The sequence below is a fragment of the Kitasatospora sp. NPDC088391 genome (assembly GCF_044753345.1).
Lineage (GTDB): Bacteria > Actinomycetota > Actinomycetes > Streptomycetales > Streptomycetaceae > Kitasatospora.
Window position 1 is genome coordinate 566,552 of the sequence record NZ_JBIVNB010000003.1, and the last position, 16,724, is coordinate 583,275.

17 protein-coding genes are annotated in these 16,724 nt (G+C 75.1%); 8 read left to right on the top strand and 9 right to left on the bottom strand.

Features of this window, described 5'->3' with window-relative positions:
* Positions 1 to 11: 11 nt before the first annotated feature.
* Together ACIQBJ_RS11225 and ACIQBJ_RS11230 are read right to left on the bottom strand one after the other, a co-directional pair.
* Positions 12 to 1,031, bottom strand: coding sequence for a hypothetical protein (locus tag ACIQBJ_RS11225; protein WP_400707231.1), 1,020 nt, complete (start codon positions 1,029 to 1,031; stop codon positions 12 to 14).
* 178 nt (positions 1,032 to 1,209) lie between these two features.
* On the bottom strand, positions 1,210 to 2,325 hold the full coding sequence (locus tag ACIQBJ_RS11230; RefSeq protein ID WP_400707234.1) for a hypothetical protein: 1,116 nt from the start codon (positions 2,323 to 2,325) through the stop codon (positions 1,210 to 1,212).
* Between the two features lie 298 nt (positions 2,326 to 2,623).
* Here ACIQBJ_RS11230 and ACIQBJ_RS11235 point away from each other — a divergent pair, with 298 nt between their 5' ends.
* Positions 2,624 to 3,421, top strand: coding sequence for a VOC family protein (locus ACIQBJ_RS11235; protein WP_400707237.1), 798 nt, complete (start codon positions 2,624 to 2,626; stop codon positions 3,419 to 3,421).
* 31 nt (positions 3,422 to 3,452) lie between these two features.
* Here ACIQBJ_RS11235 and ACIQBJ_RS11240 read toward each other — a convergent pair whose 3' ends face one another.
* Complete coding sequence (locus ACIQBJ_RS11240; protein WP_400707240.1) at positions 3,453 to 3,833, bottom strand: MerR family transcriptional regulator; 381 nt, start codon at positions 3,831 to 3,833, stop codon at positions 3,453 to 3,455.
* 5 nt (positions 3,834 to 3,838) lie between these two features.
* A complete protein-coding gene (locus ACIQBJ_RS11245; protein ID WP_400707243.1) occupies positions 3,839 to 4,810 on the bottom strand; it encodes a helix-turn-helix transcriptional regulator in 972 nt (323 codons plus the stop codon).
* A gap of 158 nt (positions 4,811 to 4,968) precedes the next feature.
* Between ACIQBJ_RS11245 and ACIQBJ_RS11250 the strand changes: the two genes are divergently transcribed.
* From ACIQBJ_RS11250 to gap, 4 genes are all read left to right on the top strand, one after another.
* Positions 4,969 to 5,523, top strand: coding sequence for a DinB family protein (locus ACIQBJ_RS11250; protein WP_400707246.1), 555 nt, complete (start codon positions 4,969 to 4,971; stop codon positions 5,521 to 5,523).
* A gap of 89 nt (positions 5,524 to 5,612) precedes the next feature.
* Entirely contained in the window at positions 5,613 to 6,284 is a 672-nt protein-coding gene (locus ACIQBJ_RS11255) for an NAD(P)-dependent oxidoreductase (RefSeq protein WP_400707249.1), read from the top strand.
* A 29-nt stretch (positions 6,285 to 6,313) separates the two neighbouring features.
* Complete coding sequence (locus ACIQBJ_RS11260; protein WP_400707252.1) at positions 6,314 to 7,270, top strand: GlxA family transcriptional regulator; 957 nt, start codon at positions 6,314 to 6,316, stop codon at positions 7,268 to 7,270.
* Between the two features lie 127 nt (positions 7,271 to 7,397).
* On the top strand, positions 7,398 to 8,393 hold the full coding sequence (gene gap / locus ACIQBJ_RS11265; protein WP_400707255.1) for a type I glyceraldehyde-3-phosphate dehydrogenase: 996 nt from the start codon (positions 7,398 to 7,400) through the stop codon (positions 8,391 to 8,393).
* Positions 8,394 to 8,566: 173 nt separating this feature from the next.
* On the opposite strand, the gene ACIQBJ_RS11270 is transcribed toward gap, so the two are convergent.
* A complete protein-coding gene (locus ACIQBJ_RS11270) occupies positions 8,567 to 8,929 on the bottom strand; it encodes a VOC family protein (RefSeq protein WP_400707258.1) in 363 nt (120 codons plus the stop codon).
* A 72-nt stretch (positions 8,930 to 9,001) separates the two neighbouring features.
* Here ACIQBJ_RS11270 and ACIQBJ_RS11275 point away from each other — a divergent pair, with 72 nt between their 5' ends.
* Positions 9,002 to 10,114, top strand: a complete 1,113-nt coding sequence (locus ACIQBJ_RS11275) for an RNA polymerase subunit sigma-70 (protein WP_400707261.1) — start codon at positions 9,002 to 9,004, stop codon at positions 10,112 to 10,114.
* A gap of 7 nt (positions 10,115 to 10,121) precedes the next feature.
* On the opposite strand, the gene ACIQBJ_RS11280 is transcribed toward ACIQBJ_RS11275, so the two are convergent.
* The 4 genes from ACIQBJ_RS11280 to ACIQBJ_RS11295 form a co-directional block, all read right to left on the bottom strand.
* Complete coding sequence (locus ACIQBJ_RS11280; protein WP_400707264.1) at positions 10,122 to 11,348, bottom strand: serine hydrolase domain-containing protein; 1,227 nt, start codon at positions 11,346 to 11,348, stop codon at positions 10,122 to 10,124.
* Positions 11,349 to 11,554: 206 nt separating this feature from the next.
* The gene (locus tag ACIQBJ_RS11285; RefSeq protein ID WP_400707267.1) at positions 11,555 to 12,331 is read right to left on the bottom strand and encodes an ABC transporter permease; all 777 of its coding nucleotides are present in this window, start codon (positions 12,329 to 12,331) and stop codon (positions 11,555 to 11,557) included.
* A 76-nt stretch (positions 12,332 to 12,407) separates the two neighbouring features.
* Positions 12,408 to 13,400, bottom strand: coding sequence for an ATP-binding cassette domain-containing protein (locus ACIQBJ_RS11290; protein ID WP_400707270.1), 993 nt, complete (start codon positions 13,398 to 13,400; stop codon positions 12,408 to 12,410).
* Positions 13,401 to 13,458: 58 nt separating this feature from the next.
* Positions 13,459 to 14,127, bottom strand: a complete 669-nt coding sequence (locus ACIQBJ_RS11295) for a DUF4097 family beta strand repeat-containing protein (protein WP_400707273.1) — start codon at positions 14,125 to 14,127, stop codon at positions 13,459 to 13,461.
* A gap of 228 nt (positions 14,128 to 14,355) precedes the next feature.
* Between ACIQBJ_RS11295 and ACIQBJ_RS11300 the strand changes: the two genes are divergently transcribed.
* Both ACIQBJ_RS11300 and ACIQBJ_RS11305 read left to right on the top strand, forming a co-directional pair.
* Positions 14,356 to 15,084, top strand: coding sequence for a helix-turn-helix domain-containing protein (locus ACIQBJ_RS11300; RefSeq protein WP_400707276.1), 729 nt, complete (start codon positions 14,356 to 14,358; stop codon positions 15,082 to 15,084).
* Between the two features lie 246 nt (positions 15,085 to 15,330).
* Positions 15,331 to 16,626 (top strand): cellulase family glycosylhydrolase, encoded by a 1,296-nt coding sequence (locus tag ACIQBJ_RS11305; RefSeq protein ID WP_400707279.1) that lies wholly within the window; start codon positions 15,331 to 15,333, stop codon positions 16,624 to 16,626.
* The last annotated feature ends 98 nt before the right edge of the window (positions 16,627 to 16,724 follow it).

Consider the following 16,724-nt stretch of genomic DNA (forward strand, 5'->3'; position numbering starts at 1 on the left):
CCGACGGGTGGTCAGGAGCGGAAGGCGGGCAGGCCGGCCGCGTCGGTGATCTGCTGCGGCTTGCCGCCGCCGACCGGGACGGTCCAGATGCCGTTCGGATCGCGGAAGGCGACGGTCTTCCCGTCGGGGGAGAAGGCCGGCTCGGTGCAGTCCGCGGTGGCGTTCGGCGTCAGGTCGCGCTCCTGGCGGGACTCGTCGTTCGGGCGGGTGAAGATGTGGCTGTGCCCGGCGACGGAGCGGACGAACACCAGGTCGCCGTTGTCGTCCCCGGCGGGCTGCGAGCCCTTGGTGAGCGCGCCGCCCTGCTGGCGCAGGTAGTCGTCGCGGACGTAGACCTGCCCGTCGGCCTGGTTGGCGTACACCAGGGTGCCGTGGTCGCCGGACGGATTGGGCCACAGGTTGCCGGTCTGCGGCACGGGGTTCTCGGTCTCGCCCCCCACGTAGCCGTTCAGCCCGAGCACCGCCGGGGTGCCGCCGGACGCCGGGACGGTGAGCAGTCGCAGGGTGCCGTGGTCCTGGGCGGTCAGCACCAGGTTGTTCCGGCCCCGGTCGTACTCGTCCTTGGCGGTCACCTGCCAGGCGGGGTGCGACCAGGTGACGCCGGTCGGGGCCTTGGCGACCAGGGTCTTGTGGCCGCCGTCCGGGTCGGAGGTCTGCAGGTTGCCGTTCCCGTCGATGAACGCGGCGCGCTTGCCGTCCGGGGACCAGGCCAGGTCGCGGACCACGGTGCCGAAGTCCACCGTCTTCCCGTCCATCAGCACGATGGCGGAGTTGGTGCTGACGGTCAGTCCGGTGCCCGCCGTCCGGTTGACCGGGCCGCTCCGGGTGGGCATCGGGGCGGGGCCGGTGGACGACCGGGCGCCGGTCGGGGTGCCGGCCTGCGTGGCGGGCGGGTTCTCCGCGGTGGTGGCGGCGTTCCCGTCGCTGCCGCCCTCCGGGTCGCAGGCGGTCAGCAGCAGGGCGGAGCCGGCCGTGACGGCGGAGACCAGGGCGACGGCGGCGGAGCGGCGGAGGCGGGCACGCACGGACATGACGGGGTCCCCCCGGGGTGGTCGGTCGCGGTCCCCGTGCGGTCGGCCGTCCGGGGCGGTGGAGAAGAGACTCGCAGCCCGATGACCCGGCCGCGTGCGCGCTCCGTCACCGCCTCGCAACAGCCCAACTGCCCTGCTGCGCAAGGCCCGTCGCGGAAGATCGGCTTCCGGTCGCGGGTCAGCCCCGGTAGGCGGGCAGGCCGACCGTGTCGGTGGCCCGGACGGGCTTGCCGCCCTTGGCCGGGACGGTCCAGACGCCGTCCGGGGTGCGGAACGCGACGGTCTTCCCGTCGGGGGAGAAGGCCGGTTCGGTGCAGTCCGCGGTGGTGTCCGGGGTCAGGTCGCGCTCGGTGCCGCCGAAGCCGTCCGGCTTGACGAACAGGTGGTCGTGGCCGTCGACCGAGCGGACGAACACCAGGTCGCCCTCGTCGGAGAGGTCGGGCTGCGAGCCCTTGGCGACCGCCATGCCCTGCTGGCGCAGGTAGTCGTCGCGCAGGTAGACCTGCCCGTCGGCCTGGTTGGCGTACACCGCCGAGCCGTACTTGCCGGCCGCGTTCGGCCACTGGTTGCCGGTCTTCGGCAGCGGCGGCAGGTCGTCGCCGCTGAAGGTGTTCAGGGACAGCGCCGCCGGGGTCGCGCCGGCCTGCGCCGGGACGCCGAGCAGCCGCAGGGTGCCGTGGTCGTCGGCGGTGAACAGCAGGTTGTTCTTCGGCTTGAGGTACGGCTCGGCCGCGTTCGGCAGGTAGACCTGCCAGGTGGGGTGGGACCAGGTGGTGCCGGTCGGGGCCTTGGCGATCAGGGTCTTGTGGCCGCCGTCGGGGTCGGAGGTCTGCAGGTTGCCGTTCCCGTCGATGAAGGCGGCGTGCTTGCCGTCCGGGGACCAGGTCAGGTCGCGGACCACGGTGCCGAAGTCCACCGACCTGCCGTCCATCAGCACGTAGCGGGTGCCGCTGCTGACGGTCAGTCCGGTGGCCTTGGCCGGGTTCGGCGCTCCGGTGGCCGCGGCCGCCGGGGCGGCGGGCCGGGGCGCGGCGGTGGCGGCGGTGGGGGAGCCGCTCGGGCGGGGCGCGGCGGTGGTGGCGGCCGTGGTCGTGGTCGTGGTGTCGGCCGCCGTGGTGCCGGTGGACGGGGTGGCGGCCTTCGGGGAGGAAGTGACCGGGGCGGCCGCCCCGAGTCGGGCGCTGCCCGCGTCGGCCGAGGGGTCGCAGGCGGTCAGCAGCAGGGCGGAGCCCGCGGTGAGCGCGGAGACGACGGCGACGGCGGAGGAGTGGCGGAGGCGGGCGCGCACGGACATGGATGGTTCCCCCAGGAACGCTGGTCGACGGGTCGTCCCCGTCGGTCGGCGGTCCGTTCCCGGGACCGCCGTTCGGGGCGATGACAGAAAGACTCGCAGCTCGATGACCTCGATCCGTGCGCGCACTGTCACCGGCGCGCAACAGCGTCCGGGGTCCGGTCCGGGGCCCCGCCGGGGGAACCGCCGCGTGCCGTCGGGCGGCTGTCGGTGCGGCTGGCTAGCGTGGCAGGAGCAGGTGCTTCCCCTCCCGGGGCCGTCGCCCCGGGTTCCCGAACCCGACGACGAAGGGAGCGGCACCATGACCGCGCGACCCGAGGGCACCCCCGTCTGGGCGGACGCGATGTTCGCCGACCTGGACGGCGCGAAGACCTTCTACGGCGAAGTGCTGGGCTGGACGTTCGGCGCCGCCGCGTCCGAGTTCGGCCAGTACACGCAGGCGTACAAGGACGGCCGGGCGGTGGCCGCCGTCGTCCCGCCGATGCCCGGCCAGCAGGGCCACTCGGCCTGGGTGCTGTACCTGGCCACCAACGACGCCGCGGCCGCCGCCGAGCGGGTCCGGGCGGCCGGCGGCGCGGTGCTGATGGAGCCGCTGCGGGTCGGCACCTTCGGCTCGATGGCGATCGTCCGCGACCCGGCCGGCGTGGTGTTCGGCCTCTGGCAGGGCGGCGACCACGAGGGCTTCGAACTGCGCGACGCGCCCGGCAGCTACGGCTGGGCCGAGGTGTTCACCCGGGACACCGCCGCCGCGAACTCCTTCTTCCCGCAGGTGTTCCCGTACCGGGTGCAGAAGATCGTCGACGACAACGTGGACTACAGCGTCTACCTGCTGGGCGACGCGCCCGCGCTCGGCGCGATGGGCATGGGCCCCGAAACCCCCTCCGAGGTACCGCCGTCCATCAGCGTCTACTTCGTGGTCGAGGACTGCGACGCGGCCGCCGCCCGGGTCGCCGCCGCCGGCGGGCAGCTGCTGTTCGGCCCGCTGACCACCGCCCACGGCCGCTTCGCCTCCTTCGTCGACCCGCAGGGCGCGGCCTTCTCGCTGATCGACCCGGCCGCCGCCGAGGGCGAGGCCCCGAGCACGATCGAGGTGTCCTGACCGGTGCCCGCCCCGCTCCGGCCGCGGGGGCTCAGGCGGTGGGCAGGGTGCTGCGGTAGTGGTCGATCTTGGCGCGGAGGTGGGAGCGCTGGTGTTCGAGCAGGGTGATACGGTCGGCGACGGCGGTGTCGTGCTGTTCGAGGAGGGCGATCCGGTCGCGGAGGCTGTCCGGGCCGCCGTCGCGGGCGAGTTCGGCGTAGCGGCGCATGTCGGCGATCGGCATGCCGGTGTCGCGCAGGCAGCGCAGGACGGTGAGCCAGGAGAGGTCGTCGTCGGTGAACCGGCGGTGGCCGCTGGCGGCGCGGTCGATGCCGGTGAGCAGGCCGATCCGCTCGTAGTAGCGGAGGGTGTCCAGGCTGAAGCCGGAGCGCTCGGCGGCCTCGGCGGGGGTGAGGAGTTGAGAGGTCGTCATCCGGGTCATTGTGCCGGGCCGCCGGTGCAGCGGGTGAAGCGCTCTCCCCAGGCGGCCAGCAGGGTGGCGAGTTCGGGCGGGGCGACCACGGTGAAGTCGGCCTCCAGGGTGCCGACGGCCATCGCCGGCCACTCCAGGGCGTCGCTGGTCATCAGGAGCCGGCAGTGCCCCTCGTCGACCTCCTCGACGGTGCTCCAGCGGCCCAGCCGGCGACGGACCGTCCCGGCGGGGGCGTCCACCAGGACCTCGACCCGGTGCGGGCCGCTCTGGCCGCTCAGCCCGGCCCGGACGAACTCGGCGGGGTCGGCGGCCGGCAGGGTGCGCGGCAGGAAGCGGGCCCCGGTCGGGACGGGGGCGGCCAGCCGGTCCAGCCGGAAGATCCGCCAGTCCTGCCGGTCCAGGTCGTAGGCGACCAGGTACCAGCGGCGGCCGACCCGGACCAGGTGGTGCGGCTCGGTGTGCCGTTCGGCGGGCCCGCTGCTCCTGGCGACGTACCGGAAGCGCAGCCGCTCGGTGTCCCGGCAGGCCAGCGCGACGGCGGTCAGCACGTCCGGGGCGATCCGCGGCCCGGGGTCGCTCTGCCAGTGCCCGGGCACGGTGACGGCGCGCAGTGCCTCGACCCGGCGGCGCAGCCGGGCCGGCATCACCTGGACGACCTTCGCCAGGGCCCGGACGGAGGCTTCGGCGATGCCCTCGACCTGCCCGTCGGCGGCGGCCTGCAGCCCGATCGCGAGCGCCACCGCCTCCTCGTCGTCGATCACCAGCGGCGGCAGCGCCGCGCCCGCGGCCAGCTGGTAGCCGCCGTCGACGCCGCGCCGGGCCTCGACGGGGTAGCCGAGTTCGCGCAGCCGGTCGACGTCCCGGCGCAGGGTGCGGGCGGAGACGCCGAGCCGGGTGGAGAGTTCCTCACCGGCCCAGAACCGGTGGGACTGGAGCAGGGTGAGCAGCCGCAGGGTGCGGGCACTGGTGTCGGCCATGCCCCCATCCTCGCGCCATTGCGGACGGAAAGTGGCCGCAATGGCCCGTACCGTGGAACACGAAGCGGGGGAGGACGGCGCGACGAGCGCCGGAACACCGCAACCAGCCGTGCCCGCCGGTCAGTTCGGCACGGGCGCACACCGGGAGAGGCATCACCATGAGCGAGACCACCGTCGGCTACCCCGTCAGCGCGGCCCAGGGCGCGACCGCCGAGCACACCGACCTGATCGCGGCGCTCGGCGCGGCCCGCCACTTCCTGCGGCTGACCGCCCGCGGCCTGACCGACGACCAGGCCCGGCAGCGCACCACCGTCAGCGAGCTGACCGTCGGCGGCCTGATCAAGCACGTCAGCGCGATGGAACGGCTCTGGGCGGCGTTCGTCGTGGACGGCCCGGCCGCGCTGCCGGACTTCAACAGCTTCACCGAGGCCGACCACCTCGCCCGGCAGGACGAGTTCCGGCTGCTGCCCGAGGAGACCCTGGCCGGCGTGCTGCACGCCTACGAGGTGGTGGCCCGCGCCACCGACGAGCTGGTGGCCGGCCTGCCCGACCTGAACGCCGGCCACCCGCTGCCCGCCGCGCCGTGGTTCACCCCCGGCGAGAGCTGGTCGGCCCGCCGCACCCTGCTGCACATCGTCGCCGAGACCACCCAGCACGCCGGGCACGCCGACATCGTCCGGGAGGCCCTGGACGGCCAGAAGAGCATGGGCTGACCGGCCCGCCGTCCGCCCGCCCCGCCGGTTCCGCTCCGCGTCAACAACGGTAGAAAGGAACGGAACTGACGGAACGTGAGGAGCGGGCGATGGAACTGACGGTCCTGGCCGCCACCGGCGGCATCGGCCGGCACCTGCTGCGGCAGGCGCTGGCCGCGGGGCACCAGGTCACGGCGGTGGTGCGGAACCCCGTCAAACTGGGCGCGCGGCCCGGGGCGCGGGTGATCCGGGTCGACCTGGCGACGGCCGGGCCGGAGGAACTGCGGGCGGCGGTGGAGGGCGCGGACGCCGTGCTGTCCGGCCTCGGGCCGGTCGGCAAGGGCGAGGCCGGCGTCGCCGAACAGGGGACGCGGGCCGTGGTCGAGGTGATGCGCGCGGCCGGGACGCGCCGCCTGGTGGTGGTGAGCGCCGCCCCGATCGGCACCGTGCCCTCCCCGGACCGGCCGCACCCGCCGCGCCACGACCCTGGCGAGGGCCCGCTGACGCGCCACCTGCTGACGCCGATCGTGAAGCGGGTGCTCCGCGCCCACTACGCCGACCTGGCCCGGATGGAGGACGCCGTCCTCGCCAGCGGCCTGGACTGGACGATCGTCCGCCCGCCCCGCCTCACCAACGGCCCGCTCACCGGCGCCTACCGCACCGCGCACGGACGCAACCTGCGCGGCGGCTCGACGATCTCCCGGGCCGACGTCGCGGACAGCATGCTGCGCGCCGCCGCCGACCCCGACACCGTCGGGCAGATCCTCGGCGTCGCGAACTGAGCCCTGCCGGGGCGGCCTAGGCTGGCGGGGTGTCCGAAGCTCCTCTGCGCCGGGTGGCCGTGCTGGTCCTGGACGGTGCCAAGCCGCTCGACGTCGGGATTCCGGCGCAGGTGTTCTCGACCCGGGCCAGCATGCCGTACGAGGTGCGGGTGTGCGGGGCCGCGCCCGGGCCGGTGGCGGGCGGGGACGGGCTGTCGTACCACGTGGCGCACGGGCTGGAGGCGCTGGTGTGGGCGCAGTGGGTGTTCGTGCCCGGCTACCGGCGCCCCGACCGGGAGGACCCGCCGCCCGCCGTGGTCGAGGCGCTGCGCGCCGCGCACGCCCGCGGCGCCCGGCTGGCGGCGATCTCCACCGGGGCGTTCGCGCTGGCCGCCACCGGTCTGCTGGACGGCCGCCGGGCCACCACGCACTGGCACTACACCCGGGCGCTGGCCGCCAAGTACCCGCGGGTCCGGGTGGACGAGAACGTGCTGTTCGTCGACGAGGGCAGCGTGCTCACCTCGGCGGGCGCCGCGTCCGGCATCGACCTGTGCCTGCACGTGCTGCGCGGCGACCTCGGGGTGGCCGCGTCCAACCACACCGCGCGCCGGCTGGTCGCCGCGCCGTACCGCAGCGGCGGCCAGGCGCAGTACGTGCCGCGCAGCCTGCCCGAGCCGGTCGGCGAGCGGTTCGCGGCCACCCGGGAGTGGGCGCTGCACCGCCTGGGCGGGCCGCTGACGGTGCGGGCGCTGGCCCGGCACGCGGCCGTCTCGCCGCGCACCTTCTCCCGGCGCTTCGTCGAGGACACCGGGTACACGCCGATGCAGTGGGTGCTCCGGGCCCGCGTCGACCTGGCCCGTGAGCTGCTGGAACGCTCCGAGCACAGCGTCGAGCGGATCGCCGCCGAGACCGGCCTCGGCACCGGCGCGAACCTGCGCGCGCACTTCCAGCAGATCCTCGGGACCACGCCCAGCGAGTACCGCAGGACCTTCACCAGGGGGCAGTGACCGGCTGGCACGATCCTTGCGAACAGTGGCACGGGCGCCACTGCCGACGGCCCTTCCGGCGAGCGAGAGTGGAGGCACACCACCCGGCAGGAACGCCGCAGGAGAGCCGCAGAGAAGGGCACCACCCATGACCCGCATCGCCGTCAACGGATTCGGCCGCATCGGACGCAACGTGCTGCGCGCCCTGCTGGAGCGTGACAGCAAGCTGGAGGTCGTGGCCGTCAACGACCTGACCGAGCCCAAGGCGCTGGCCCGGCTGCTCGCCTACGACACCACCTCGGGCCGGCTCGGCCGCCCGGTCACCGTGGAGGGCGACACCCTGGTGGTCGACGGCCGCCGGATCAAGGTGCTGGCCGAGCGCGACCCGGCCGACCTGCCCTGGGCCGAACTCGGCGTCGACATCGTGCTGGAGGCCACCGGCCGGTTCACCTCCGCCGAGGCCGCCCGCGCCCACCTCACCGCGGGCGCGAAGAAGGTCCTGGTGTCCGCCCCGTCCGACGGCGCCGACGTGACGCTCGCCTACGGCGTCAACACCGACGCCTACGACCCGGCCGTGCACACCATCGTCTCGAACGCCTCCTGCACCACCAACGCGCTGGCCCCGCTGGCCGCCGTCCTCGACGAACTCGCGGGCATCGAGCACGGGTTCATGACCACCGTGCACGCCTACACCCAGGAGCAGAACCTCCAGGACGGCCCGCACCGCGACCCGCGCCGGGCCCGCGCCGCCGCCGTCAACATCGTGCCGACCACCACCGGTGCCGCCAAGGCGATCGGCCTGGTGCTGCCGCAGCTGGACGGCAAGCTGTCCGGCGACTCGATCCGGGTGCCCGTCCCGGTCGGCTCGATCGTCGAGCTGAACACCACCGTGGCCCGCGACGTCACCCGCGAGGAGGTGCTCGCCGCCTACCGCGAGGCCGCGGCGGGCCGGCTGGCGGGCGTGCTGGAGTACTCGGAGGACCCGCTGGTCTCCGCCGACATCACCGGCAACCCGGCCTCCTCGATCTTCGACTCCGAGCTCACCCGGGTCGACGGCCGCCACGTCAAGGTGGTCGCCTGGTACGACAACGAGTGGGGCTTCTCGAACCGGGTGATCGACACCCTGGAGCTGCTGGCCGGCTGACCGCCGGACCGCACCGCGGCCCGGGCCCCCCGGCGCCGCGGGGGGGGGGGGGGGCCCGGGGGGGGGCGCCCCCCCCGGCGGCCCCCCCCGGGGGGGCCGGGGGGGGGGCCCCCCCCCGCGCCCCCCCCCCCCCCCCCCCCGGCGCGGGGGGGGGGGGCCGCGGCCATGGACGGCTACTCGCCGAGCAGGCCGACCGCGTTGCCGTCCGGGTCGGCGAACACCGCGAGGCGCCCGCCGCCCGGCACCGGCTGCGGCTCCAGGCGGCGGGCGCCGCCCAGCGCCACCGCCCGCTCCAGCGCCGCGTCCAGGTCGGCCACCCGGAAGTAGACGGCGAGACCGGTGTACGGGGCGTCCGGCCCGGCCTGGCCGATCCCGCCGGTCGGCTGCCCGGCGCCGTCGTCGCCGACCAGCGCGTAGGTCTCGTCCAGCACCCGGACCGGCCAGCCGAGCAGCTCCCCGTAGAACGCGCGGGCCCGCGGCGCGTCGGGGGAGGACAGGTCGAACCAGGCGGCGGAGTGCGGGGTGTTGTCGGTCATCGGTGGTCTCCTGGGGAGCGTCCAACAGTCGGTCGCAGGGGAGACTCCGCCGGTGCCGCAGAATCGTCGCCCATGACCGGGATTTCTTCCGGAGCCGCCGGAACCGGGTCCGGGGGCACCGCCGAACCCGAGAGCACCGCCGAGCCCGGGGGCGCCGCCGAGCCCGAGGGCGCCGCCGACCTGGCGCTCGCCCGGGCCGGGGACGCCGCCGCCTTCACCCGGCTGGTCGCCCCGCTGCGCGGCGAACTGCACGCCCACTGCTACCGGATGCTCGGCTCCGGGCACGACGCCGACGACGCCCTGCAGGAGGCGCTGCTGCGGGCCTGGCGCGGCATCGGCCGGTTCGAGGGCCGCGCGGGCCGGGCCTCGCTGCGCGCCTGGCTGTACACCGCCGCCACCCGGACCTGCCTGGACGCCGTCGCGCAGCGCGGCCGCCGCGCCCTGCCGGTCGACCTCGGACCGGCCAGTGCCCACCCCGTGGTCGACTCCGCCGCCGACCCGGGGACGCGCTGGCTCGGCCCGTACCCGAGTGCCGGGCGCACCGACCCCGCCGACCCGGCCGTCCGCCACGAGCGGCGCGAGGACGTCGAGTTGGCGTTCGTCGCGGCGCTCCAGCACCTGCCCGGCAACCAGCGCGCCGCGCTGCTGCTGTCCGAGGTGCTCGGCTTCTCGGCCGCCGAGACCGCGGCCCTGCTGGACACCACCGCGGGCTCGGTCGACTCCGCGCTCGCCCGGGCCCGCCGCCGACTGGCCCGGACCGCCCCCGACCGGGACCGGCAGTCCGCCCCGGACGGCCCGGCGGCCCGGGCCGCCGTCGCCGCCTACCGCACCGCGCTGGAGCGCGGCGACGCCGACGCGCTGATCGCCCTGCTCGCCCCGGACGTCACCTGGTCGATGCCGCCGCTGCCGCACTGGTACCGGGGCCGGGACGCCGTCGCGGCGTTCGCCCGGGCCGTCCCGCTCGGCCGCTGCCCCAGCTGGCGGACCGCCCCCGTCGAGGCCAACGGCCTCCCGGCGGTGGCCTGTTGGCTCGGCGCCGCCCCGGGCGGCCCGCACACCGCCTGGTCGATCACGGTGCTCGGCCTGGACGGGGACGGGCTGATCGCCGAGCTGGTGTCCTTCCTCGGCGCCGAGCACTTCGCGGCCTTCGGCCTGCCGCCGGACGCTGACGGCTCGCGTTGCTGACGGCCGGTCAGAGCGCCGGCAGGTCGAACGCGGCCGCGGCGACCCGGTACTGGGCGGCGAACGGCGCGCCCTGGCGGGAGGTCGGGGTGAAGGAGTACACCAGCTCCCGGGAGGCGTCCCGGGTGGCGAACACCGCGCTGGTGTACCCGGGGCGGCTGCCGGTCTTGCCCCAGAACTCCAGCCCGGGCGCGGGCGAGAAGCGCATCAGGCCGGTGCTGAAGCAGGCCCGGCCGCTGGTCGGCCCGATGTCGCAGTTCTGGTTCCGGAAGTTCGGCACGTCCGGGACGGCGAACAGCTCGGCCTGCTGGGCGGGCGGCAGCAGCCGGCCCTTCAGCAGCGCCGACAGGAAGCGGTCCAGGTTGGGCGCGGTGGAGACCATGCCGCCCTCGGCCCACGGCCACGGGCTCTGCCGGGTGACGTCCCGCAGGTCGCTGCCGCCGTCCGGCCGGGGCACCGCCAGCACGGCGTGCGCGGTCGGGTCCGGCAGCGAGGTGTCGGTGGCGGCGGGCGCCGAGGTGTGGCGCAGGCCCAGCGGGCGCAGCACCCGGTCGGTGACCTCCTGCGCGAAGGTCCGGCCGGTGGCCCGCTCGATCAGCAGGCCCGCCAGGTAGTAGTTGACGCCGTTGTACTGCTGGGCGGTGCCCGGCGCGAACTGCATCGGCTGCCCGGCCAGCGAGGCGACCACCTGCTGCGGGCTCCAGTGGTCGGCGGCGTGCGCGACGAACCAGGCGGCGCTGCCGTCGTCGTCGGTGAGGTCGCCGCCGCCGGGCAGTCCGCTGGTGTGGTTGAGCAGCTGGCGGACCGTCACCGGCGGGTACTCGGCGGGCAGGGCGCCCGGCAGGTACTGCTGCACGGTGCCGTCCAGGTCGATCCGGTGCTCGGCGGCGAGCTGCAGCAGCACGGTGGCGGTGAACACCTTGGAGATGCTGCCGATCCGGAACCGCCCGTCCGCCTTCACCGGCCGCCCGGTGGCCGGGTCGCCGGTGCCGGAGGTGCCCGTCCAGCGGCCGCCGTCGCCGTCGACCAGCACCACGGCGCTGGTGATCTCCGGGCTGGGCAGGCCCGCGATCGAGGCCCGCAGCGCCGCCGCGTTCGGGGCCGCCGCGCCCGCGGCCGGTGCGGCCGGTCCGCCCGCGGCCGGTGCCGCGCCGGCCGTCCCCGCGGTGAGCGCCACCACCAGCGCCCCGATCGCCGCCGCGCCCGCCAGCCGCCGTCCCCCGATCCTCGCCCGCATCCCTGTACTCCTCAACGTCCTCGCCGTACACGTCCTTTGACGTCGAGAAGTCTGTCCGCCGCCGGGGTCCGTGGCATCCGGGACCGACCCCGAGCCGTCCCCGACCGGCCCCCGAGCAGGGCCTCGGGGGCACCCGGACGTTCGCCGAAACGGCGGATCGCCCGTGCCGCCGGGGCGGGACGGGCGATCGGCGGGGGCCGCACCGGCTACTTCGGGTCGCGGTCGAACTGGGCCCGGGACCAGCGGTGGCCGAGCACGGTGAGGGCGGCGCACCAGAGCAGGGCGATCCACCAGTTGTTCCCGATCGGGGTGCCGAGCAGCAGGCCGCGCAGCGTCTCGATGGCGGGGGTGAAGGGCTGGTACTGGGCGATCGGCTGGAACCAGCCGGGCATCGAGTGCAGCGGGACGAAGGCGCTGGAGATCATCGGGAGCAGGATCAGCGGCATCGCGGCGTTGCTGGCGGCCTCCGCGTTGGGGCTGCCCAGGCCCATGCCGACGGCGATCCAGGTGAGGGCGAGCGAGACGAGGACGAGCAGGCCGAACGCGGCCAGCCACTCCAGGGCGGAGGCGTCGTGCGAGCGGAAGCCGACCGCCACCCCGACCGCGCCGACCAGCACCACGCTGGCCACCGACTGCAGCACGCTGCCGACCACCCGGCCGAACAGCACCGAGCCGCGGTGGATCGCCATGGTGCGGAACCGGGCGACGATGCCCTCGTTCATGTCGGTGGCCATCGAGACGGCGGTGCCGATCACGGTCGAGCCGATGGTCATCATCAGGATGCCGGGCACCAGGTAGGTGACGTAGGCGGAGCGGCCGAGGCCGCCGCTCATCGCCCCGCCGAAGACGTAGACGAAGAGCAGGAGCAGCATCACCGGGGTGAGCAGCAGGTTCAGGGTGAGCGAGGGGTAGCGGCGGGCGTGCAGCAGGTTGCGCCGCAGCATGGTGGACGAGTCGCGGACGGCGAGGGCGAAGGTGCTCATCGGGCGTTCTCCTCAGCGTGGGCCGGGGCGGCGGACGGGGCGGCGGACTGGGCGGGGACGGCGAGGGCGAAGGTGCTCATCGGGCGTTCTCCTCAGCGTGGGCCGGGGCGGCGGACGGGGCGGCGGACTGGGCGGGGACGGCGGGGGCGCCGGTGAGGGCGAAGAAGACGTCGTCGAGGTCGGGGGTGTGGACGGTGAGCCCGTCGGCCTCGGCGCCGGCGGCGTCCAGGCGGTCGAGGACGGAGCGCAGGGCGCGCTGGCTGCCGTCGCTGGGGACGCTCAGGGTCAGCGCCTCGTCGTCGCGGGCCGCTTCGGCGAGGGCGGCGGCGGCCGCGCGGTAGCCGGCGGGGTCGGTGAAGCGGAGCCGGACGTGTCCGCCGGGCACCAGGCGCTTGAGCTCCTCGGCGGTGCCCTCGGCCGCGATCACGCCGTCGTGCAGGACGGCGATCCGGTCGGCGAGCTGGTCGGCCTCCTCCAGGTACTGGGTGGTGAGGAAGACGGTGGTGCCGGCGGCGACGAGTTCCCTGACGATCTGCCACATGCCGTGCCGGCTGCGGGGGTCGAGGCCGGTGGTCGGCTCGTCCAGGAAGATGATCCGGGGGTCGCCGACCAGGGTCATCGCGATGTCCAGGCGGCGCTTCATGCCGCCGGAGTAGGTGGAGGCGGGCTTGTCGGCGGCGTCGGTGAGGTCGAAGCGGGCCAGCAGTTCGGCGGCGACCCGGCGGCCCTCGGCCTTCGGCAGGTGGTGCAGGTCGGCCATCAGCAGCATGTTCTCGGTGCCGGTGATCAGGCCGTCGACGGCGGAGAACTGGCCGGTGACGCCGATCGCGGCGCGCACTCGCTGCGGGGCGGCGACCGGGTCGTGGCCGCCGATCCGGATCGGGCCGCTGCCCTCGCCGGGCCGCACCAGGGTGGAGAGGATCTTGACGGCGGTGGTCTTGCCCGCCCCGTTCGGGCCGAGCAGGGCGAAGACGGTGCCCTCGGGGACGGCGAGGTCGACGCCGTTCAGGACGGTCCTGTCGCCGTAGGACTTGCGCAACCCGCTCGCCGAGATGGCCAGGCCGGTCATGGTGTGCTCCTTCTGCGGTGGTCGGTGGTCGGTGGTGCCCGGGCGGACCGGCGGCGGGTCAGCGGGTGCGGGCGGAGATGTCGCCGTTGGCGGTGGTGGCGCGGACGGTGACGGCGGGGACGTCGTCGGCGTTGCGCAGGGCGTTGGCGATCCGGCCGTGGCCGGTGCCGGCGTCCAGCGCGGCGGAGACGCCGCGGGCGACGCCGATCTCGATCGAGCCGGAGGTGGTCTCCAGCACCAGGTCGCCGCGGACGGCCTCGCCGACGGTCAGGTCGCCGCGCTGGGTGGTGAGGCGGGCCGGGCCGGTGAGGCGGCCGATCTCGATGTCGCCGTCCTGCAGGGCGACCCGGGCGGCGGCGGCCTCGTCGATCTTCACCGGGCCGCGGGCGCTCTCGTGGGCGACCTCGCCGAGGCGTCCGACGGCGCGCAGTTCGGCGTCGGCGGTCTTCGCCTCGACCTGCGAGCCGGCCGGGAGCCGGACGGTGATCTCCAGGGCGCCGGTGGCGCCGAGCAGGCGGTTCTTCGGTGCGGTGGTGGTGACCAGCAGGACCCCGTCGGCGAAGCTCGCGGTGGTCTGCTCGGCGGCCTGGACGTCGCGGCTCCGGCCCGGGTCCGCCGGGCGGATCTCGACGGTGGTGTCGGTGCGGTCGGCGGCGATCAGGCGGATCAGGCCGGCCGGGACGTCGAGGCGGGCGGTGATCGCGGCGGGGGTGTCGAAGGTCTGCATGGCGGGCTCCCGTGTTCTTCGGCGGTGCGTTTCTGACATTGGAAACGCTACGTTGCGTTCAAGGAACTGGCAACGAGCTTGTTGCACTGGAATTGCATCAGTGCAGGTGAAGGCCGATAAATCGTTGCAATGGAGAGCGAGCTAACGCAACGTCAGGAGATCGCGCGTTGCAATGAGCTGGAGGTGAACGCTATGCTGGGCCCTCGCGCACCGACGAAGGAGGCCGTGATGCCGGGAGGCAGGCTCACCCAGCAGGAACGCCAGCAGATCGCGCTGGGGCTGACCGACGACCTCGCCTACGCCGAGATCGCCCGGCGGCTGGACCGGCCGACCTCCACCATCACCCGCGAGGTGCTGCGCAACGGCGGCCCGACCGGCTACCGCGCCGACCTCGCGCACCGCGCCACCGAGCGGCGCGCCCACCGCCGCCAGGACCGCCCGCGCGACCCGGCCGCCGCCGCCCGCCCCGCGGACGGGCGCGACCCCGAGGCGCTGCGCGAGTTCGAGGAGGTCTTCACCGGCGTCTTCATGGCCTCCGGCATGAGCCGGATGCCGGCCCGGGTGCTGGCCGCGCTGCTGCTCACCGACTCCGGCAGCCTCAGCGCCGCCGAGCTGGCCCAGCGGCTGCAGGTCAGCCCCGCCTCGGTCTCCAAGGCGGTCACCTTCCTGGTCGACCAGACGATGATCCGCCGCGAGCGCGACGAGCGGCGCCGCGAGCGCTACCTGGTCGACGACGACATCTGGTACCAGGCCACGGTGGCCAGCGCCCGGGCCAACGCCGCCGTGGTCGAGGCGTCCCGGCAGGGCGTCACCGTCCTCGGCGCGGACACCCCCGCCGGCGCCCGGCTCCTGAACGTCTCGCGCTTCCTGGACTACATCTCGGAGAGCCTGATCCGGGCCGCCGAGCAGGCCCGCGAGGTCCTCGGTAGCAAGCCCACCCCGCCCGCCGACTCCTGAGCGGGCATCGCCGGGCCCACCCTCCGCTCCCCGCGCGGTGTTGATTAACCGATCTATCAGCCGGGTGGCGTCCTCGTCTGCTTTGTACCGCTCGGGTCGACTCTCCTCAGGTGATCCCGGGTGAACAGTCCGGATACTGCTTATTAATCGGTTAAGTCGAAAGCATTGACCCGGTGGTGGGCGCGTGCCAGTATCCCGGCGACGGGTGCCGGCCCCGTCCCCCACCCCCTCCACCTGAGGAGAGTCATGGAAAAGCCGCCGAGCCGCAGGGCGCTCACGGCTGTCGGCGCGGCAGTCGCCGCCGTCCTCGGTCTGCTGTTCTCCGTCTTCGGGTTCGCCCCCGGGAGCGCCGAGGCCGCCGCCTCCGGTCTCCACGTCGCCAACGGCCGCGTCTACGAGGCCAACGGCAACCAGTTCGTGATGCGCGGCGTCAACCACGCGTACGCCTGGTACCCGAGCCAGGGCACCGCGATCGCCGACATCGCGTCCAAGGGCGCCAACACCGTCCGCGTGGTGCTCAGCGACGGTGACCGCTGGACCCGCACCGGCGGGGCCGAGATCACCTCGCTGATCAACCAGTGCAAGGCCGCCAAGGTCATCTGCGTGCTGGAGGTGCACGACACCACCGGCTACGGGGAGGACGCCGCCGCCGGCACCCTCGACCGGGCCGCGCAGTTCTGGGTCGACAACCGGAACCTGCTGATCGGGCAGGAGTCCTACGTCGTCGTCAACATCGCCAACGAGCCCTGGGGCAACAGCGGTTACAGCGCCTGGACGGCCGCGACCAAGAGCGCGATCGCCAAGGTCCGGGCGGCCGGCCTGCACCACGCCCTGATGGTCGACGGCCCGAACTGGGGCCAGGACTGGTCCGGCACCATGCGCGACAACGCCGCCTCGGTGTTCGCCGCGGACCCGGACCGGAACACGATCTTCTCCGTCCACATGTACGGCGTCTACAACACCGCCGCCAAGGTGCAGGGCTACCTGAACGCCTACACCTCGGCCGGACTCCCGGTCGTGGTCGGCGAGTTCGGCGCCCAGCACAGCGACGGCGACCCGGACGAGGACGCCATCATGGCCACCGCGCAGGCCCAGGGCCTCGGTTACCTCGGCTGGTCCTGGAGCGGCAACGGCGGCGGCGTCGAATACCTCGACCTGGTCGGCAACTTCGACAGGAACGCGTTGACCGGCTGGGGCAACCGCCTCTTCAACGGCGCCAACGGCATCGCCGCCACCGCCCGCACCGCGACCGTCTACGGCGGCGGCAGCACCGGCACCCCGACCCCGGCCCCGAGCAAGGCGCCGAACGGCTACCCGTACTGCGCCAGTTCCTCCTCCGACCCGGACGGCGACGGCTGGGGCTGGGAGAACAGCGCCTCCTGCGTGGTGCGCGGCGGCAGGGCCGACACCGGCTCCACCGCCACCACCGCGCCGAACGGCTACCCGTACTGCGCCAGTTCCTCCTCCGACCCGGACGGCGACGGCTGGGGCTGGGAGAACAGCGCCTCCTGCGTCGTGCGCGGCGGCAGGGCCGACCACTGACGCACCGTCACCCGCGGCGGGGGCCCCCCCCCCCGGGGCCCCCGCCGCGGGGGCCCGGGGGGGGGGCGCCCCCCCCCCCCGCCCGGCGCGCGGCGGGC